The 21,844-nt window shown below is 47.7% G+C and carries 10 protein-coding genes; 9 read left to right on the forward strand and 1 reads right to left on the reverse strand.

Features of this window, described 5'->3' with window-relative positions:
• Positions 1-9 precede the first annotated feature (9 nt).
• The 9 genes from JVX94_RS04670 to JVX94_RS04710 all read left to right on the forward strand — a co-directional run bounded on the left by JVX94_RS04670 (position 10) and on the right by JVX94_RS04710 (position 12,713).
• A complete protein-coding gene (locus JVX94_RS04670; RefSeq protein WP_205184685.1) occupies positions 10-2,259 on the forward strand; it encodes an FAD-dependent oxidoreductase in 2,250 nt (749 codons plus the stop codon).
• On the forward strand, positions 2,256-4,415 hold the full coding sequence (nasC, locus tag JVX94_RS04675) for an assimilatory nitrate reductase catalytic subunit NasC (protein ID WP_205184687.1): 2,160 nt from the start codon (positions 2,256-2,258) through the stop codon (positions 4,413-4,415). Before JVX94_RS04670 ends, nasC begins: the two co-directional genes overlap by 4 nt.
• Before the next feature lie 69 nt (positions 4,416-4,484).
• Positions 4,485-6,896, forward strand: a complete 2,412-nt coding sequence (nirB, locus tag JVX94_RS04680) for a nitrite reductase large subunit NirB (RefSeq protein WP_205184689.1) — start codon at positions 4,485-4,487, stop codon at positions 6,894-6,896.
• Between the two features lie 23 nt (positions 6,897-6,919).
• On the forward strand, positions 6,920-7,243 hold the full coding sequence (gene nirD, locus JVX94_RS04685) for a nitrite reductase small subunit NirD (RefSeq protein ID WP_024422642.1): 324 nt from the start codon (positions 6,920-6,922) through the stop codon (positions 7,241-7,243).
• 27 nt (positions 7,244-7,270) lie between these two features.
• A complete protein-coding gene (locus JVX94_RS04690; RefSeq protein WP_186437311.1) occupies positions 7,271-8,011 on the forward strand; it encodes a DUF421 domain-containing protein in 741 nt (246 codons plus the stop codon).
• A gap of 86 nt (positions 8,012-8,097) precedes the next feature.
• Positions 8,098-9,084, forward strand: a complete 987-nt coding sequence (locus tag JVX94_RS04695) for a pectinesterase family protein (protein WP_205184691.1) — start codon at positions 8,098-8,100, stop codon at positions 9,082-9,084.
• 126 nt (positions 9,085-9,210) lie between these two features.
• On the forward strand, positions 9,211-10,695 hold the full coding sequence (gene dacB, locus JVX94_RS04700; protein ID WP_205184694.1) for a D-alanyl-D-alanine carboxypeptidase/D-alanyl-D-alanine endopeptidase: 1,485 nt from the start codon (positions 9,211-9,213) through the stop codon (positions 10,693-10,695).
• A gap of 25 nt (positions 10,696-10,720) precedes the next feature.
• The gene (locus JVX94_RS04705) at positions 10,721-12,088 is read left to right on the forward strand and encodes an MATE family efflux transporter (RefSeq protein WP_203129939.1); all 1,368 of its coding nucleotides are present in this window, start codon (positions 10,721-10,723) and stop codon (positions 12,086-12,088) included.
• 64 nt (positions 12,089-12,152) lie between these two features.
• Positions 12,153-12,713 (forward strand): CatB-related O-acetyltransferase, encoded by a 561-nt coding sequence (locus JVX94_RS04710; RefSeq protein WP_095408736.1) that lies wholly within the window; start codon positions 12,153-12,155, stop codon positions 12,711-12,713.
• 20 nt (positions 12,714-12,733) lie between these two features.
• Here the strand turns inward: JVX94_RS04710 and JVX94_RS19670 are convergent, their stop codons facing one another.
• On the reverse strand, positions 12,734-21,676 hold the full coding sequence (locus JVX94_RS19670; protein ID WP_345890805.1) for a hypothetical protein: 8,943 nt from the start codon (positions 21,674-21,676) through the stop codon (positions 12,734-12,736).
• Positions 21,677-21,844 lie beyond the last annotated feature (168 nt).

Genomic DNA, 21,844 nt, shown 5'->3' on the forward strand with positions numbered 1-21,844 from the left:
TGATTTCAGATGGCAAAACGCAAACTTGTGTTTATCGGAAACGGCATGGCGAGTATGAAATGTATCGAAGAGATCATTCAAAAGCAGCCAGAACATTATGCCATAACAGTCATTGGAAAAGAGAAGCACTCTGCCTACAATCGCATAAAACTTTCGTCGATTTTACAAAAAAGCGAATCATTCGCTGAAATTCAACTAAAGGAAAAAGAATGGTACACCGCGCATGACATCACATTGTACAAAGGAGAATCAGTTGTACATATCGATACAAATCAAAAGTGTGTCATGACAGATGCGCGCCGGGAAATTCCCTATGACAAGCTCGTCATTGCAACGGGTTCATCGCCGAATTTTCTTCCTATTCAGGGTGTGTCCAAAAAAGGGATATACGCTTTTCGGACAATTGATGATTATGAGGCCATTTGTGCGGATGCGGTGCATTATCAACAAGCAGCAGTGATCGGAGGCGGTGTGCTTGGTGTGGAGGTAGCAGCCGGTCTGCAGATTGCGGGGCTGGAAACGACCATCATTCATCATACGGAGAGGCTGATGCAGCGCCAATTAGATGAAACAGCTGCCGAATTATTACAGCGACAATTCATACGAAAAGGCATTCAGGTGAAAACAAATGCCCATACCATTGCATGCTTAGGCGGTGAGAGGGTAGAAGGCGTTCTATTGAAAAATGGCGACATCGTGGATGCTGATCTTGTTATTTTTACAACAGGTATCCGTCCGAATATACAGCTTGCAGAGAATCATGGCATACACACGAGAAAAGCCATTGTCGTTAATGAAGTGATGCAAACAAATGTCCCGAATATTTATGCGATTGGAGAATGTGCAGAGCACCAAGGGATGGTGCATGGTCTTGTTCAGCCCATTTATGAACAAGCAAGGGTGCTCGCTAAGCATTTTTTAGGAGAAAAAATCACACATACAACAAAGCCCATTTACTCAACAAAATTAAAAGTACCTGATTTGCCGATTTATTCTGCTGGATGTATTGAACATCATTCTCCGTTTATGTCAGCTGTGACTTATTTAGATGAAGAGCAAGAGGTGTATAAAAAATTCGTCTTTGAACGTCAGGCGCTGGCAGGTATTTTATTGGTCGGAGAGCTGGGGAATGCCGATCAGCTTTTGCAAGATGTAAAAGTGGGACGTGATAAAAGTGTGGTCATGAAAGCCCTTCATGAAAAGCCATCATCCCCACTAGATTCATTAAAAATGGAAGACCTCGTCTGCCAATGTCAAACCGTTACAAAAGGGACGATTTTAAAAAGCATTTCGGTTCATCAGCTGACAAACTTAGACGAGGTGAAAAAAAAGACAGGAGCAGCAACTGGGTGCGGCGGCTGTCAAGAGCTCGTCCGTGCTTGCTGCCAGTTACCATCACATGAACAAACGGAATCGCAGGCCTTTTTTTGTCCATGTACAGAAGTAGAGGAGCAGACCATTTTTTCGTTTATTAAAAAGCAGCAGCCGGTGAATGCTGAAGAAATAAGAAGACATTTTCAATGGAAAACGAATCACGGCTGCGGCATCTGCCGTCCGGCCATTCAATACTATCTCGAGCAATTTCAAGGATCGGTGGAAAAAATCGGCGCTGCTGATCAGGAAGACATGTTGATTCCTCAATTATATGGAGGGTTGCTTGATCTGGATTTTTTGAAAATCATTACGTCTTTGTTAGAGAACAGGCTGATTGAGCAGGCAGAGCTGACAAAGCATAAACGAATACGGCTCATCGGTGTGTCAAAACAGGCGGCACAAATCGTCAAAAATCATTGGCCAATTATGCCTAATGAGAAAAGAAGACTATCTCATATCCTTTCATGCGACTGTGACGATCCAGCTGTCACGTCACTTGTGATGGAGCTGGAAAGACAAGTGGAAGATACACTTTTACCAGCTGTCACATCCATTCATATCACCGGTGCTTCTTGCACGTGTAAACTTGCTCTAATTGATGACATCTGTCTGAAAAAGCAGCTGGGTGAATGGAACATTTATATAGGAGGCCAGCTTTTTTACACCTTGGCTCATTCAAGTGAGCTTATTCCTTTTTTAAAAGCGCTGCTTGAAGAGTATAGAAAAAATGCTTACTTTCAAGAATCCATTGGCGATTGGCTTTCCCGGCAAGGGAACATTTCTATTCGAGAAAAGTTACTTGATGAGGAAATAAGAGAAGAGCTCTGTGCGCAATTTGACCAAAGAAGACAAGGAAATGTAAGACATAAGGATGTGAAGGTATGAGTCAATCTTTTTTACAATATGCCCAGCAAAAATCAAAGCAGGAAGAACAAAAGCGAGTGTTCCCAGCCCAATGTCCTTTTTGCAGTATGCAGTGCAAAATGCAATTAATCGAGCAGCATGTGGAAGGGCGAACACGCTACCAAACGATTGGTGTACACAATCCAACTACGCACGGAAGACTTTGTATGAAAGGACAGCATGCACACCAGCACGCGCTTCATAAAGATCGCCTGAATCACCCGCTGATCAAAAGAAACGGACAATTTGTAAAAGCGACATGGCAGGAGGCTCTCGAAGAAATCAAAACAAACATAGAATCCCTTCAGCTGTCGCATGGCCATGATGTGATCAGTGTGTACGGAAGCGCATCAATTACAAATGAGGAAGCGTACTTACTCGGAAAATTTGCAAGGGTGGCGCTGAAAACGAAATACATCGATTATAATGGCAGACTATGTATGTCTTCGGCAGCAACTGCCGCAAATCAAACATTCGGACTTGACCGTGGTCTGACCTTTCCTTTAAGCGACATCAAGCATGCACGGGTGTTGATATTGGTTGGAACGAATATAGCGGAATGTCAGCCAACCTTCCTGCCCTACATTGAAGAGGCAAAAAACAATGGCGCATTTCTCATCGTCATTGATCCGCGCAAAACTCCGACAGCCCAATTAGCCGATTTACATGTCAGCCTAAAACCAGGGTCAGATGCCGCCTTGGCAAACGGCATATTACACATCATGCTGCATGAGCATTTAATCGATGAATCATTTATTCATCAACGAACATCAGGTTTCCAAGAACTAAAGGAGCACATTTCACGCATCTCCTTGCCAGACATTGCTGAGCAAACTGGCGTGACGATTGATGTGATGCAGAAAATAGCAAGGAAATTCGCGCAAGAAAAGACAGGCATGATTTTTACAGCAAGAGGCATTGAGCAGCAAATAGACGGTACAGCCTCTGTGCGTAATTTCCTGAATATTCTGCTTGTTACTGGGAAGATCGGCCGCTTTGGATGCGGGTATGGCGCAATAACCGGCCAGGGAAATGGCCAAGGAGCAAGAGAGCATGGGCAAAAAGCAGATCAGCTCCCAGGATATCGAGATATCTCAAACCCTGCTCATAGAAAAGAAATGGCTGAACGATGGAACATTGATGAAAAAGAACTCCCAGGAAAGGGCGTGTCTGCTTTTGAGATGTTTGAAAAAATGCAGGCAGGTGAGATCAAAGCGCTCTTTTTAATGTGCTCAAATCCTGTCCAGTCAGGGCCGAACGCGCACTTGATTCAGCAAGCCATCAAGAACTTGTCCTTTTTTGTTGCTGTTGATTTATTTATGTCTGAGACAGCTGCACTGGCAGATGTAATTTTACCTGCTTCGTCATATTTAGAGGATGAAGGTACCGTGACAAACATAGAGGGGCGCGTTACGCTTAGAGAAGCAACATATCCACTTAAACACCAAAGAAAGCACGATTGGCAAATCATTTGTGAAATAGCAGCTGTATTAGGCAAAGGCAGCCATTTTTCCTTTTCATCCGCAGAAGAGATCTTTGAGGAATTAAGAGCCGTAACGAAAGGTGCAAAGGCTGATTATTCAGGCATAACCTATGAAAGGCTAAGGAAGGAACATGGTATAAGGTGGCCTTGTACTCATTTAGAAGACCCGGGAACTGAAAGATTATTTGAACATGCATTCTCACATTCTGACAGTTTAGCGAAGTTTGCCGTTGTCACACACGGAAAAAAGGCTGCAAAGGAACCCGTCAGTCAAGAATACCCTCTTTATTTAACGACCGGCAGGGTGATGGCTCATTACCAAACAGGCGTTCAAACAAGAAGGAGCACCTCTCTTGTTGCCAGACAGTTTGAAGCATATGCAGAGCTTCATCCTGACACAGCGAAAACGTATGGACTTCAGCACGGGGAGCTCGTGACCATCAAGTCAAAAAGAGGAAGTGTTATCATCAGATGCCGCATATCAGACACCATTCGAAAAGATACCGTATTTGTTCCATTTCATTGGAGCAAACATCAATCAATTAATCAATTAATTGATGATCAACTTGATCCGTACAGTAAAATGCCAGGTTTTAAATATTGTCCTGTACAGCTGTCAGCCTACGTGAATGAAAAACTATGTGAGAAATTTTAACATGTATTTTCCATCTATGTTTAGATTATGGTACTTTCTAAAAAATGATCACATGAGGGGTGTTTTTTCATGAAAGAAAAACTCGTATTAGTGGGGAACGGTATGGCCGGCATTCGAAGCCTTGAAAACATTTTAAAAACAGACGGCGAACGATTCGACATGACGGTATTTGGGACTGAACCGCATCCTAACTATAACCGAATTCTTTTATCGAAAGTGCTTCAAGGGGATACGAAGGTCGAAGATATTACGTTAAACGATTGGAACTGGTATCAAAAGCATGATATTCAGCTGTTTACAAACGAGACCATTGTGAAGATCGATACAGAGAACCAAACAGTCACCAGTGATCAAGGACGGACCGTGCATTATGACCGATTGATTTTAGCAACAGGGTCACGTCCATTTATCCTGCCAATTCCAGGGAGTGATAAAAAAGGCGTGACGGCTTTTCGTACATTGCAAGACACTGAGGAAATGGTCAATGCCTCTACTATGTACAAAAAAGCCGCAGTCATCGGAGGCGGACTCCTTGGGCTTGAAGCAGCACGCGGTCTATTAAACTTAGGCATGGAAGTGAATGTCATTCACCTCGGCTCTCATTTAATGGAACGCCAGCTAGACCCTATTGCAGGCCAGCTTCTTCAAAAAGCATTAGAAGAACAGGGCATGAAATTTCTGCTAGGAAAACAGACAAATGAGATTTTAGGAGATACAAGAGTAGAAGGTTTATCATTTTCAGACGGCACTACACTTGAGGCGAACCTAGTCGTCATGGCTGCGGGAATTAAACCAAGTAAAATTCTTGCAGAAATAAGCGGGCTTGAAGTGAACCGTGGTATTATCGTCAATGATTTTATGGAAACAAGTGTCCCGGGCATTTATGCTGTCGGAGAATGTGTGGAACACAGGGGACAAACGTACGGATTAGTTGCCCCTTTATACGATCAAGCGACTGTACTTGCCAAGCATGTATGCGGCTTGAACCCTGCTCCATATGAAGGCTCTGTTCTGTCAACACAGCTGAAAGTATCAGGAGTTGATGTATTTTCAGCTGGTGATTTTATTGAAAACGATGAGAAAAAAGCGATTAAGATTTTTGACGAACAAAAAGGCATCTATCAAAAACTCGTCTTCCAGCAAAACCGATTAGTAGGCGCGGTCATGTTTGGAGAAACAAGCGATGGACCTCGTTTATTCTCGTACATTAAAGAAGGAATAGATATGTCGGATATGGAGAAGGTATCTGTCTTAACCTCCAATGATCCAGCGCAAGAAAGCATGATTGACAGCATGGCAAACGACCATATCGTTTGCGGCTGTAATGGCGTGTCAAAAGGGCAGATTGTGGAAGCCATTCAGAAAGAAGGCTTAACAACGTTTCAGGAAGTCAAGCAATGTACAAGTGCCTCACGATCTTGCGGAGGCTGTCAGCCTGTTGTCGAAGATATTCTTTGGCATACGCTAGGTGAAGATGCAAGCAGGACAGCTCAAAAAGAGACCATCTGCGCCTGCACCACTCTTTCACGAGATGAAGTCATTCACGAAATCAAAGAGAAAGGGTTGCAGCATGTCAAAGAAGTGATGAATGTACTTGACTGGAATACAGAAGAGGGCTGTTCAAAATGCCGACCTGCACTGAATTATTATTTAGGCATGCTTCATCCACTTGAATACAAAGATGAAAAGAGTTCACGCTTTGTAAATGAACGCATGCATGCCAATATTCAAAACGATGGCACCTATTCAGTTGTTCCGCGAATGTACGGAGGCGTCACCAATGCAAATGACTTGAGGAAAATAGCCGATGTCGTCGACAAATATGAAATACCGCTTGTGAAAATGACTGGCGGTCAGCGTATTGACCTTCTAGGTGTCAAAAAAGAAGATTTACCAAAAGTGTGGGCGGATCTAGATATGCCATCGGGTTATGCATATGGGAAATCTTTAAGAACAGTTAAAACATGTGTTGGAGAACAATTTTGCAGGTTCGGCACGCAGGACTCCATGGCTCTTGGAATTGCACTTGAAAAGAAATTTGAAGGTCTCGCGACACCGCATAAAGTAAAAATGGCCGTCTCTGCTTGTCCGAGAAACTGTGCAGAGTCCGGAATTAAAGACCTCGGCATTGTGGGAATTGATGGAGGGTTTGAATTGTATGCCGGCGGAAATGGCGGCACACATCTGCGGGCTGGAGATTTATTAATGAAGGTCAGTACAGCAGAAGAAGTAGAGCAAATGGCCGCAGCATACCTGCAATATTACAGAGAAACGGCAAATTATTTAGAAAGAACCTCTGCTTGGGTTGAACGATTTGGGTTAGAACATATTCAATCAGTACTCCTGGATGATGAAAAACGAGCAGCCTTAATCGAAAGAATGGACATTGCGCTTTCAACATATGAAGAGCCTTGGCAGGAGCTTCGCGAGAGTCAAAAAGACACGAGACAATTATTTCAAAAAGCGACGGCTTCCGTATAAATCAATTGAAGGGATGAGATCATATGACAGTTTCAGTTGTTAAAGTTCACATTGGCACCCTATCAGATTTTCCGCTCCAGCTAGGGAAAACAGTTGAAGCCGGTACACTTGAATTAGCTGTTTTTCAAACCTCTAATAAGCAGTTCAAAGCCATTGAAAATCGCTGTCCACATAAAGGCGGCGTTTTGGCTGAAGGGATGGTCAGCGGGAATCACGTTTTCTGTCCAATGCATGATTGGAAAATTGATCTTTCATCAGGAAACGTTCAAGCACCAGATCACGGATGCGTTAAAACATATGAAACATTCGTTGAAGGAGACAATGTCTTTATTTTATTGCCTTCATAAATGGTTTAGATCCTTCCTTTCATGTATATGCTGTATATAAATGCAGCAAGAAAGGAAGGAATTTTTGTGCCGTTCGTTAATATTTTGATCGAACTCTTAATCGGATTTTTCGCTTTATTTATTATTACAAAATTATTAGGGAAAACACAATTTGCACAAATCACGCCGTTTGATTTTATTTCTGCACTGATTTTAGGCGAAATGGTCGGAAACGCCATTTTTGATCCGGAAGTCAAGATTCAGCACATTTTATTTGCTGTTGCGGTATGGGGCGCTCTCATTTATACAGTTGAATCGCTTTCACAGCGCTTTAAATCCCTTCGCGCTTTTTTAGAAGGAAGACCTACTCTTGTGATTGATAAGGGGAAGATTCGTTACAACCGGTTGAAGAAGAATATGCTTGATATCAATCAGCTGCAGACACTGGTTCGCGCAAAAGGCCATTTTGCACTGAATGAAATTGAATATGCCATTTTGGAAACTGACGGCTCTGTCAGTGTTCTTCCGAAAATGAAATACGCACCAGCCACAGCAGAAGATGTGAACGTGAAGGGAAAAGAAGTCAAATTGCCTAGAACGTTTATTATTGACGGCGAAATGTTAAAAAAGGATCTAAAAGAAGCGGGTTTTGATGAATCCTGGCTGAATGAGCAATTAAAAAAGCAGCATATTTCTTCCTATCGAGATGTTCTATTTTGTGAATGGATTGAAAATGAAGGGATTTATGCGATGCAATATGAGAAGTCTAAAAAAACATCCACAACATAAAAACGTGGGTGTTTTTTTGTGCGTGTATGGAATAGGATCAAAAAGAATGTTTAGAAAACGTTCACAAAACGAGGAGGAGATATGTGATGAAATATAGAAACGTATGGATGGTTATAGTTTTGTCTTTCTTTCTTTTTGACTTCGCTTCACTTCAAGCAGCAGAAGCCGGGCATCAGTATGAAACGAACCGCGTCCTTGTCGTTGATCAAAAGGGAAGCGGATCATACCGCACCGTTCAGTCTGCCATTGATGCGATTCCAGCAAACAATCAACAACGGGCAACGATCTATATTAAAAATGGCGTATATAAAGAAAAAATATTGCTTCCGCAAAATAAACCACACGTATCCTTTATTGGCGAAAACCAGCATAACACGATCCTTACGTATGATGATACAAATGCAAGCACTGGGAGTACAACAAACAGCTCAAGCACAATGATTCGTGCAAACGATTTTTATGCAGAAAATATCACCTTTCAAAATACAGCTGGCAGACATGCTGGTCAGGCAGTTGCGCTGTATGTGTCTGGTGACAGGGCTGTGTTCAAACAAATACGCGTGTTAGGCTATCAAGATACACTTTATGCAACAGGCACAGGACGGCAATATTATGAAAACTGCTATATTGAAGGCACGGTCGATTTTATTTTTGGATCAGCCACAGCTGTGTTTAAAAGAGCTGAAATAAAAAGTCTTGGAAATGGGTATATTACTGCAGCATCCACAACAGAAGCGCAAAGGTACGGCTATGTATTCATGGACTCTACGCTGAAAAAGGGGACGGCAGCTGCGCAATCGGTTTATTTAGGTCGTCCGTGGAGACCTCATTCGGCTGTAACATTCCTCCATACAAAAATGGATGATCATGTGAAAGCAGAGGGATGGCATAATTGGGATAACCGTGACAACGAAAGAACGGCCAGATATAAAGAGTTTGGATCGACAGGAGCAGGAAGCAGTCCAGCAAACCGCGTAAAATGGTCAACCATTTTAACCCAAAATGAAGCAAGTCAAATCACAGTTCAGGCTGTTCTTCGCGGAACCGATGGCTGGAATCCAGAAAAGAGGTAAAGGGCTTGTCAGTTTTCGTCAAAGAAAGCTGACTTTTCTGTTTAAAAAACCTTTGAGAACAAACGTTCTTTTGTGTATAATGAACATATTCTTCTAAAATTGGCTGCAACAAAAAGGAGGGATTGCGTGAAGCGCTTTTCACAACTCATGTTTTTACAAATATGTATCCTGTCGATTTTATTTCTCCCTTTTTCAGCGAAAGATGAACAACTCAAAGCTCGTGACGATTCACTTCAATGGATGACAGCTTTAGACGAATTCATCCGAACAGCACCTGATTTAGAGGGCGCGATCTCTGGCATCAGCGTCCGCGATACTTCTGACACCTCTCTTCTTTATGAACATCAAGCCGATATCCGTCTTACTCCTGCTTCTAATATGAAACTGCTCACATCAGCCATCGCACTTGATATTCTTGGAGAAACACACACATTCCCTACAGACATCTGGATGGATGGTTCCATTCAAAAGAAAACGTTACATGGCAGCCTTTATCTTCGCGGCACCGGAGATCCGACTTTATTAGAGGAGGATTTTGCAGCACTTGCCAAACAAGTCAAAAAGGCCGGAATACATACCATTCGCGGACAGCTTGCGGCAGATGACACTTGGTTTGATGACACGAGATACTCCATTGATCTGCCTTGGAGTGATGAGGATCAATATTACGGTGCACAAATTTCTGCCCTCACGGCTTCACCAAATCAAGATTATGATGCAGGGACCGTGATTCTCGAAGTAAAACCTGGAAAAAAAGCAGGACAGAAAGCCGCCTTTGATATGATCCCGAAGACGGATGTCGCTCAAGTCATCAATCAAGTGAAAACAGTTCCAGAAGGCGGAAAAAAGAAAATTTCTTTTAAGCGCTCTCACGGAACTAACAAGATAACGTTGACTGGAACCATTCCGGTTAAAGCAAGCTCATCTAAACAATGGGTAGCTTTATGGGATCCGTCCGCCTATGCTTTAGACTTAATGAAACGGGCGTTAAAGGCGGAAGGCATTCAAGTAAAAGGACCACTGAAATCCAAACAAGTTCCTAAAAAAGCAAAAAAAATTACCTCCCATACATCGATGCCATTATCAGAGCTGCTTGTTCCTATGATGAAATTAAGCAACAATACTCATGCAGAAATTTTGCTAAAGGAACTAGGAAAAAAAGTGAAGAACAAAGGGAGCTTTGAAGCTGGGCTGGACGTCATGAATGAACGGCTTCCTGCGTTTGGCGTTGATCCTTCGCTTGCAGTACTGCGTGACGGATCGGGGATATCACCTATTAACCTTGTCTCTGCCAACCAGTTCACTTTCTTTTTAACAAACATTCAAAAAGAAAAATGGTTTAAAACCTATGAACATGCGCTTCCTTTAGCAGGGGCAAGTGACCGAATGGTCGGAGGGACGTTAAGGAACAGATTAAAAGAACCAGCTACACTAGAAAAAGTACGTGCAAAAACAGGGTCGTTAACAACGGTCAGCACACTTTCTGGATATATTGATACGCAGGGCGGAAAGACGCTCGCTTTTTCCATCTTATTAAATCACCTTGTTGATGACGAAAAAGGGAAAGAGATAGAAGATCGTATTGTCAGCATATTAGCTGAGAATCTTTAGATTTAGAGAGAGAAGGAGAACCATCATGACGTTAGATAACAATCAATCTTTAGTAAAAACCATGTCCATTTTTCTCATCCCGCTTTTGCTAAGCAATATTTTGCAATCGATCGGACAGTTAGTGTCCATTGTTCTTGTCGGGAGATGGATTGGAGAGGATGCAGTAGCTGCCATTTCTGCATTCTTTCCGCTTTTCTTTTTACTCGTTTCTTTTTCCATTGGAATTGGATCGGGAAGCTCGATCCTTATTGGACAAGCGTACGGGGCAAAAAATGAACAGAAATTAAAAGAAATTATTGGCACAACACTTTCATTCACTTTTTTGATCGGAGTATCTTTAGCGATCATTGGAGGTTTTTTCGCAACAGATATCTTAAACCTCATGGGAACACCCGCTAATATCGTGGAGGAAAGTGCGGGCTATGCTAGAATTCTATTCATCTCAATGCCGATCTTATTTCTTTATTTTGTTTATACGACCTTCTTGCGAGGGACAGGGGATTCGAAAACACCATTTTATTTCTTAATGATTAGTACGGCAACGAATATTTTGATGCTGCCCATTTTATTATTTGGCTGGCTGGGACTGCCGGCGTTCGGTTTATACGGTGCTGCATATGCTTCTGTGATTTCAACAATTGTGACGTTTATTATTCTACATATCTATTTATATAAGACAAAGCACCCGCTTCGCATTGATGCATCGGTGAGAAAGCATTTATTGATGAAAGGGGATCTATTAAAAACGTTATTAAAGCTCAGTATCCCATCAAGCATTAATATGATTCTCATTTCTTTATCAGAAATTGCCGTTATTTCTTTTGTTAACGATTATGGATCACAGGCGACAGCAGCCTATGGTGTTGTCAATCAAGTCGTGAGTTATGTGCAGATGCCGGCAGTGAGTCTTGGTATTGCGGTCTCGATCTTTGCAGCACAATTCATTGGTGCAGGGAATATGAATCGATTGAAAGATGTCATTAAGATTGGGTTAGGCCTTAACTTCGCCATAGGCGGATGTATCATTATTTTCGTTTATATTTTTGCACCGCAGATTTTATCTATCTTTTTAACAGATCCTAAGACGATAGACATTGCCTATAGTTTGGTTGTCATTACACTATGGAGCTATCTCATTTTTGGAACGGCCCAAATTGTTGCAGCCACAATGAGAGCAAGCGGGACGGTTCTATGGCCGACAATCTTTAGTATTTGTTCCATTTGGCTTGTAGAAGTACCAGTCGCTTATGTGCTATCACACTATACATCCCTTGGCATTAAAGGAATATGGATTGGCTACCCTGCAGCTTTCTTTGTAAACTTACTCCTCCAATACAGCTACTATCAGCTCGTATGGAAGAAAAAACAGATTGTAGCGCTTGTTCAATCATAATGTGAAGGCGTAGAGCAGCATATACATACGAAGATCTTTCACTTTTAAGGAGGCCGGATCTTCTATGTTTTTGAATCAAAGAAGTGAACTAAGCTCGCACAATATCGGTGACTTTTCTTATGCCGGGCCAGATTTCCAAGTGTTGACTTGGGGGGAAGGAACGACATTAAATATTGGGAAGTTTTGTTCCATTGCAAACGAAGTGAAAATTTTTCTAGGTGGTGAACACCGTACAGATTGGGTCACAACGTATCCGTTTAATCAAATCTTCAACGAAGCTGCCCACATCAAAGGACACCCCAAATCGAAGGGAGATGTTCATATTGGACATGACGTATGGATTGGATATGGTGCGACGATTATGTCAGGAGTATGTATAGGAAACGGGGCCGTGATCGGCGCAAATAGTGTGATCACAAAAGATGTGCCGCCATATGCAATTGCCGCAGGAAATCCCCAGCAGCTCATGAAATATCGGTTTTCATCCGAAATAATCAAAAAACTGCAGTTAGTAGAATGGTGGAATTTAGAGTTTACCGTCATCCAATCTATTTTTCACCTTTTACAATCTGATGATATTGAACAATGTATAAATGTCATAGAAGACATAAAAAAGAAAGGCTGAAAAAGCCTTTCTTTTTTTGTTTAGCTAAGCCGTATGATGGTCAAGGCTGCTCCAGCAGCACCACCTCCGCCAACTAAAATAGCTGTGACAACCGCCCCAAAAAACTGCAGTGAGATGGTATTACCAGCTGTTAAATTAACAATAACAGTGTTGTTTATTAATGAAGTTGAGATAACAGGTGATTGAACAGAACCAGAAATAGTAGTTGCTCCATTTAAGAGCAAACGTGTACTAATCAAAAGAGCTGTAGTGGTGTTGACTTGATACGTAATATAATATTTTCCAGTTTGGAGAACGGTAAAAACAGTACTTGTGCCGTTTGCCGTAAAACCAGTAATGTTTTGAAAGTTTGGCAGAGGAATATTCGTTCCACCGGCTACAGTAACAATGGTAGGTCCAGAACTATTAGCAGCATAAAGTGCAGTATCTGTAAAACCACCTGTTCCAGTAGCCCCGGTGATCCCCGTTGCACCAGTAGGTCCTGTAGCCCCAGTGATACCTGTAGCACCCGTATCACCAGTTGTTCCGGTGATCCCCGTCGCACCGGTAGGACCTGTTGGCCCAGTGCTGCCTGTGGCACCGGTAGGCCCTGTTGATCCAGTAATCCCCGTTGCACCAGTAGGCCCAGTTAATCCGGTAATCCCTGTAGCACCGGTAGGTCCAGTTGATCCAGTAATTCCAGTAGCACCAGTAGGTCCGGTAGATCCAGTAATTCCAGTAGCACCAGTAGGTCCAGTTGAACCAGTGCTACCAGTTGCACCCGTATCTCCAGTTGATCCAGTAATCCCAGTAGCGCCGGTAGGACCTGTTGGTCCAGTGCTGCCTGTAGCGCCCGTATCTCCAGTTGACCCAGTAATCCCAGTAGCGCCGGTAGGACCTGTTGATCCAGTGCTACCAGTTGCACCCGTATCACCAGTTGATCCAGTGATCCCCGTAGCACCGGTAGTTCCGGTTAAACCGGTGATCCCTGTGGCGCCGGTAAGACCTGTTGACCCAGTGATCCCAGTAGCGCCCGTATCTCCAGTAGCCCCGGTAGGACCAGTTGATCCAGTGATCCCCGTGGTGCCTGTAGGTCCAGTAGCTCCAGTGATCCCTGTAGCCCCGGTAGGACCCGTTGGTCCAGTGATCCCCGTCGCACCGGTAGGTCCAGTTGATCCAGTAATCCCAGTAGCACCAGTAGGTCCAGTTGAACCAGTGATACCAGTGGCACCCGTATCTCCAGTTGATCCAGTGATCCCTGTAGCCCCGGTAGGACCTGTTGGTCCAGTGCTGCCTGTAGCACCCGTATCACCAGTTGATCCAGTGATACCAGTGGCACCGGTAGTTCCGGTTAATCCGGTGATCCCTGTGGCGCCCGTATCTCCAGTTGACCCAGTGATCCCCGTCGCACCAGTAGGTCCGGTTAATCCGGTGATACCAGTTGCACCAGTAGGACCAGCTGATCCAGTGCTGCCTGTAGCCCCGGTAGGTCCAGTAGATCCGGTAATCCCTGTAGCGCCGGTAGGACCCGTTGGTCCAGTGATCCCCGTTGCACCAGTAGGTCCAGTAGATCCAGTGATCCCCGTCGCACCGGTAGGACCTGTTGAACCAGTGATACCAGTGGCACCCGTATCTCCAGTTGGTCCAGTAGATCCGGTAATCCCTGTAGCCCCGGTAGGACCTGTTGGTCCAGTAATCCCTGTAGCGCCCGTATCTCCGGTTGATCCAGTAATCCCAGTAGCACCAGTAGGTCCGATTAATCCGGTGATCCCAGTTGCGCCGGTAGGTCCAGTTGAACCAGTGATACCAGTTGCACCCGTATCTCCAGTTGATCCAGTAATCCCAGTAGCGCCGGTAGGACCTGTTGGTCCAGTGCTGCCTGTAGCGCCCGTATCACCAGTTGACCCAGTAATCCCAGTAGCGCCGGTAGGACCTGTTGATCCAGTGCTACCAGTTGCACCGGTAGGTCCGGTTAATCCGGTGATCCCTGTGGCGCCGGTAGGACCTGTTGACCCAGTGATCCCTGTAGCGCCCGTATCTCCAGTTGACCCAGTGATACCAGTGGCGCCGGTAGGACCTATTGACCCAGTGATACCAGTGGCACCCGTATCTCCAGTTGATCCAGTAATCCCAGTAGCGCCGGTAGGACCTGTTGGTCCAGTGCTGCCTGTAGCGCCCGTATCACCAGTTGACCCAGTAATCCCAGTAGCGCCGGTAGGACCTGTTGATCCAGTGCTACCAGTTGCACCGGTAGGTCCGGTTAATCCGGTGATCCCTGTGGCGCCCTTATCTCCAGTTGACCCAGTGATCCCCGTAGCACCAGTAGGTCCGGTTAATCCGGTGATACCAGTTGCACCAGTAGGACCAGCTGATCCAGTGCTGCCTGTAGCGCCGGTAGGACCAGTTGATCCAGTGAACCCCGTCGCACCGGTAGGCCCGGTTAATCCGGTGATACCAGTGGCGCCGGTAGGACCTGTTGACCCAGTGATCCCTGTAGCGCCCGTATCTCCAGTTGACCCAGTGATCCCCGTCGCACCAGTAGGTCCGGTTAATCCAGTGATACCAGTTGCACCAGTAGGACCTGTTGGTCCAGTGCTGCCTGTATCACCTGTATCACCAGTTGATCCAGTGATCCCCGTCGCACCGGTGGGTCCGGTTAATCCGGTGATCCCAGTGGCACCCGTATCACCAGTTGATCCAGTGAACCCCGTCGCACCGGTAGGCCCGGTTAATCCGGTGATACCAGTGGCGCCGGTAGGACCTGTTGACCCAGTGATCCCTGTAGCGCCCGTATCTCCAGTTGACCCAGTGATCCCCGTCGCACCAGTAGGTCCGGTTAATCCAGTGATACCAGTTGCACCAGTAGGACCTGTTGGTCCAGTGCTGCCTGTATCACCTGTATCACCAGTTGATCCAGTGATCCCCGTCGCACCGGTGGGTCCGGTTAATCCGGTGATCCCAGTGGCACCCGTATCACCAGTTGATCCAGTGCTACCAGTTGCACCGGTAGGTCCGGTTAATCCGGTGATCCCAGTGGCGCCGGTAGGACCTGTTGAACCAGTGATCCCAGTGGCACCCGTATCACCAGTTGATCCAGTGATCCCCGTCGCACCGGTAGTTCCGGTTAATCCGGTGATACCAGTGGCGCCGGTAGGACCTGTTGACCCAGTGATCCCTGTAGCGCCCGTATCTCCAGTAGCCCCAGTGATCCCTGTAGCGCCGGTAGGACCAGTTGATCCAGTGATACCAGTGGCACCCGTATCTCCAGTTGATCCAGTGATACCTGTAGCCCCGGTAGGACCTGTTGGTCCAGTGCTGCCTGTAGCACCCGTATCACCAGTTGATCCAGTGATACCAGTTGCACCGGTAGGTCCGGTTAATCCGGTGATCCCTGTGGCGCCCGTATCTCCAGTAGCCCCAGTGATCCCCGTCGCACCAGTAGGTCCGGTTAATCCAGTGATACCAGTTGCACCAGTAGGACCTATTGAACCAGTGATACCAGTGGCACCCGTATCTCCAGTTGACCCAGTAATCCCTGTAGCTCCGGTAGGACCTGTTGGTCCAGTGCTGCCTGTAGCACCCGTATCACCAGTTGATCCGGTAATCCCTGTAGCGCCGGTAGGTCCAGTTGATCCAGTGATCCCCGTGGCGCCCGTATCTCCGGTTGATCCAGTAATCCCTGTAGCACCAGTAGGTCCAGTTGAACCAGTGATCCCCGTTGCACCCGTATCACCAGTTGATCCGGTAATCCCTGTAGCGCCTGAAGGTCCAGTAGCTCCAGTGCTGCCTGTAGCGCCTGTAGGTCCAGTAGCTCCAGTGATCCCCGTTGCACCAGTAGGTCCAGTTGATCCAGTAATCCCTGTAGCGCCGGTAGGACCTGTTGGTCCAGTGCTGCCTGTAGCACCCGTATCACCAGTTGATCCGGTAATCCCTGTAGCGCCGGTAGGTCCAGTAGCTCCAGTGATCCCCGTGGCGCCCGTATCTCCAGTAGCCCCAGTAATCCCCGTAGTCCCGGTAGGACCTGTTGGTCCAGTAATCCCTGTAGCGCCCGTATCTCCGGTTGATCCAGTAATCCCTGTAGCACCAGTAGGTCCAGTTGAACCAGTGATACCAGTTGCACCCGTATCTCCAGTTGATCCAGTAATCCCAGTAGCGCCGGTAGGACCTGTTGATCCAGTGAACCCCGTCGCACCGGTAGGCCCGGTTAATCCGGTGATCCCAGTGGCGCCGGTAGGACCTGTTGACCCAGTGATCCCTGTAGCGCCCGTATCTCCAGTAGCTCCAGTGATCCCCGTGGTGCCTGTAGGTCCAGTAGCTCCAGTGATCCCTGTAGCGCCTGAAGGTCCAGTAGCTCCAGTGCTGCCTGTAGCGCCTGAAGGTCCAGTAGCTCCAGTGATCCCCGTTGCACCAGTAGGTCCAGTTGATCCAGTAATCCCAGTAGCGCCGGTAGGACCTGTTGGTCCAGTGCTGCCTGTAGCACCCGTATCTCCAGTTGATCCAGTGCTACCAGTTGCACCCGTATCTCCAGTTGATCCAGTGATACCTGTAGCCCCGGTAGGACCTGTTGGTCCAGTGCTGCCTGTAGCACCCGTATCACCAGTTGATCCAGTGCTACCAGTTGCACCGGTAGGTCCGGTTAATCCGGTGATCCCTGTGGCGCCCGTATCTCCAGTAGCCCCAGTGATCCCCGTCGCACCAGTAGGTCCGGTTAATCCAGTGATACCAGTTGCACCAGTTGCACCAGTAGGACCTATTGAACCAGTGATACCAGTGGCACCCGTATCTCCAGTTGACCCAGTAATCCCTGTAGCTCCGGTAGGACCTGTTGGTCCAGTGCTGCCTGTAGCACCCGTATCACCAGTTGATCCGGTAATCCCTGTAGCGCCGGTAGGTCCAGTTGATCCAGTGATCCCCGTGGCGCCCGTATCTCCAGTAGCCCCAGTAATCCCCGTAGCCCCGGTAGGACCTGTTGGTCCAGTAATCCCTGTAGCGCCCGTATCTCCGGTTGATCCAGTAATCCCTGTAGCACCAGTAGGTCCGATTAATCCGGTGATCCCTGTGGCGCCGGTAGGACCTGTTGAACCAGTGATACCAGTGGCACCCGTATCACCAGTTGACCCAGTAATCCCTGTAGCCCCGGTAGGACCAGTTGACCCAGTGATCCCCGTAGCACCGGTAGGTCCAGTTGATCCAGTAATCCCTGTAGCGCCGGTAGGACCTGTTGACCCAGTAATCCCTGTAGCGCCCGTATCTCCGGTTGATCCAGTAATCCCAGTAGCACCAGTGCTACCAGTGGCACCCGTATCTCCAGTAGATCCAGTAATCCCAGTAGCACCAGTAGGTCCGGTAGATCCAGTAATTCCAGTAGCACCAGTAGGTCCAGTTGAACCAGTGCTACCAGTTGCACCCGTATCTCCAGTTGATCCAGTAATCCCAGTAGCACCAGTAGGTCCAGTTGAACCAGTGATACCAGTGGCACCCGTATCTCCAGTTGATCCAGTAATTCCAGTAGCACCAGTAGGTCCGGTAGATCCAGTAATTCCAGTAGCACCAGTAGGTCCAGTTGAACCAGTGCTACCAGTGGCACCCGTATCTCCAGTTGATCCAGTAATCCCAGTAGCGCCGGTAGGACCTGTTGGTCCAGTGCTGCCTGTAGCGCCCGTATCTCCAGTTGACCCAGTAATCCCAGTAGCGCCGGTAGGACCTGTTGATCCAGTGCTACCAGTTGCACCCGTATCACCAGTTGATCCAGTGATCCCCGTCGCACCGGTAGTTCCGGTTAAACCGGTGATCCCTGTGGCGCCGGTAAGACCTGTTGACCCAGTGATCCCAGTAGCGCCCGTATCTCCAGTAGCCCCGGTAGGACCAGTTGATCCAGTGATCCCCGTGGTGCCTGTAGGTCCAGTAGCTCCAGTGATCCCTGTAGCGCCTGTAGGTCCAGTAGCTCCAGTGATCCCTGTAGCCCCGGTAGGACCAGTTGATCCAGTGATCCCCGTGGTGCCTGTAGGTCCAGTAGCTCCAGTGATCCCTGTAGCGCCTGTAGGTCCAGTAGCTCCAGTGATCCCTGTAGCCCCGGTAGGACCAGTTGACCCAGTGATCCCCGTCGCACCGGTAGGTCCAGTTGATCCAGTAATCCCAGTAGCACCAGTAGGTCCAGTTGAACCAGTGCTACCAGTGGCACCCGTATCTCCAGTTGATCCAGTAATCCCAGTAGCACCAGTAGGTCCAGTTGAACCAGTGCTACCAGTGGCACCCGTATCTCCAGTTGATCCAGTAATCCCAGTAGCGCCGGTAGGACCTGTTGGTCCAGTGCTGCCTGTAGCGCCCGTATCACCAGTTGACCCAGTAATCCCAGTAGCGCCGGTAGGACCTGTTGATCCAGTGCTACCAGTTGCACCGGTAGGTCCGGTTAATCCGGTGATCCCTGTGGCGCCCTTATCTCCAGTTGACCCAGTGATCCCCGTAGCACCAGTAGGTCCGGTTAATCCGGTGATACCAGTTGCACCCGTATCTCCAGTTGATCCAGTGCTACCAGTTGCACCGGTAGGTCCGGTTAATCCGGTGATCCCAGTGGCGCCGGTAGGACCTGTTGACCCAGTGATCCCTGTAGCGCCCGTATCTCCAGTTGACCCAGTGATCCCAGTGGCGCCGGTAGGACCTATTGAACCAGTGATACCAGTGGCACCCGTATCTCCAGTTGACCCAGTAATCCCTGTAGCTCCGGTAGGACCCGTTGGTCCAGTGATCCCCGTTGCACCAGTAGGTCCAGTTGATCCAGTAATCCCAGTAGCGCCGGTAGGACCTGTTGAACCAGTGATACCAGTGGCACCCGTATCACCAGTTGATCCAGTGATCCCCGTCGCACCGGTAGTTCCGGTTAATCCGGTGATCCCAGTGGCGCCGGTAGGACCTGTTGACCCAGTGATCCCTGTAGCGCCCGTATCTCCAGTAGCCCCAGTGATCCCTGTAGCGCCGGTAGGACCAGTTGATCCAGTGATACCAGTGGCACCCGTATCTCCAGTTGATCCAGTGATACCTGTAGCCCCGGTAGGACCTGTTGGTCCAGTGCTGCCTGTAGCACCCGTATCACCAGTTGATCCAGTGATACCAGTTGCACCGGTAGGTCCGGTTAATCCGGTGATCCCTGTGGCGCCCGTATCTCCAGTAGCCCCAGTGATCCCCGTCGCACCAGTAGGTCCGGTTAATCCAGTGATACCAGTTGCACCAGTAGGACCTATTGAACCAGTGATACCAGTGGCACCCGTATCTCCAGTTGACCCAGTAATCCCTGTAGCTCCGGTAGGACCTGTTGGTCCAGTGCTGCCTGTAGCACCCGTATCACCAGTTGATCCGGTAATCCCTGTAGCGCCTGTAGGTCCAGTTGATCCAGTGATCCCCGTGGCGCCCGTATCTCCAGTAGCCCCAGTAATCCCCGTAGTCCCGGTAGGACCTGTTGGTCCAGTAATCCCAGTAGCGCCCGTATCTCCGGTTGATCCAGTAATCCCTGTAGCACCAGTAGGTCCAGTTGAACCAGTGATACCAGTTGCACCCGTATCTCCAGTTGATCCAGTAATCCCAGTAGCACCAGTAGGTCCAGTTGAACCAGTGATACCAGTTGCACCCGTATCTCCAGTTGATCCAGTAATCCCAGTAGCGCCGGTAGGACCTGTTGATCCAGTGAACCCCGTCGCACCGGTAGGCCCGGTTAATCCGGTGATCCCAGTGGCGCCGGTAGGACCTGTTGACCCAGTGATCCCTGTAGCGCCCGTATCTCCAGTTGATCCAGTGATCCCCGTGGTGCCTGTAGGTCCAGTAGCTCCAGTGATCCCTGTAGCGCCTGAAGGTCCAGTAGCTCCAGTGCTGCCTGTAGCGCCTGTAGGTCCAGTAGCTCCAGTGCTGCCTGTAGCGCCGGTAGGACCAGTTGACCCAGTGATCCCAGTAGCACCGGTAGGTCCAGTTGATCCAGTAATCCCTGTAGCGCCCGTATCTCCAGTTGACCCAGTGATCCCAGTAGCGCCCGTATCTCCAGTTAATCCGGTAATCCCTGTAGCGCCGGTAGGACCAGTTGATCCAGTGAACCCCGTCGCACCGGTAGGCCCGGTTAATCCGGTGATCCCAGTGGCGCCGGTAGGACCAGTTGACCCAGTGATCCCAGTAGCGCCCGTATCTCCAGTTGACCCAGTGATCCCCGTCGCACCAGTAGGTCCGGTTAATCCAGTGATACCAGTTGCACCAGTAGGACCTGTTGGTCCAGTGCTGCCTGTATCACCTGTATCACCAGTAGCTCCAGTGATCCCCGTCGCACCGGTGGGTCCGGTTAATCCGGTGATCCCAGTGGCGCCGGTAGGACCAGTTGATCCAGTTTCACCCGGTGCTGCTAAAAGTGTGTAATCTGGCGACGTATCTGGCGTACCTGAAGGTGGTGCAGAATCCACAATATACGTACCACCACCATAAGTGACCACTTGACCTACTGAATATGTTGGTGCCATAACAGGATCATAGGCTTCAATACCACTTAATCCGATCCCAGTAGGACCCGTAGGACCAGTTTCTCCAGAAGCAGCTAAAAGGGTATAGTCGGGGGAGAGTCCAGGTATTCCTGATGGATCGTCAACATTGGCAATGTAAGTACTGCCATTAAACGTGACCACTTGCCCTGCATCGTAATCTTGTGATTGTGAGGGCTCAAAAGGGAGGGCGCCGGTTAACCCGCCAGCAGGTCCAGTAGCTCCGGTTGGTCCAGGGGGACCGGCTGGGCCTGCCGGGCCTCTTGGTCCAGCTCTTTGATTTGGTTTTGATTGTTTTATTCCTTTTGCAATGTGGCAAGGTTGATTCTCTTGAGATATATTTTGTTTTGAGTATTCTTGTTTAATGAATGGACAGTCTCTTTTTCGAGGACGGTCATGACGTGATCTTTTGTAATGAGGCTGTTCATGGTATTTACCGCAAAAGGGACATTTGTGATCGAATTGATTGTACAAATTGCCCATCTCCTAAAATTGATATTTCATTCTATGTGCAAATTTACAAATTGGAAGTAAAACCTAGAAAATCATCATTTCGAAAATCATCGAATCAAATCATTTAAATCTTTCATGGATTTGTGTTATGGTGTTGAAAGTATAAAATAGTATGATTTTTGACAGAAA

It is taken from the genome of Bacillus sp. PDNC022 (assembly GCF_016919285.1).
GTDB classification, from domain to species: Bacteria; Bacillota; Bacilli; order Bacillales; family Bacillaceae; genus Bacillus; species Bacillus safensis.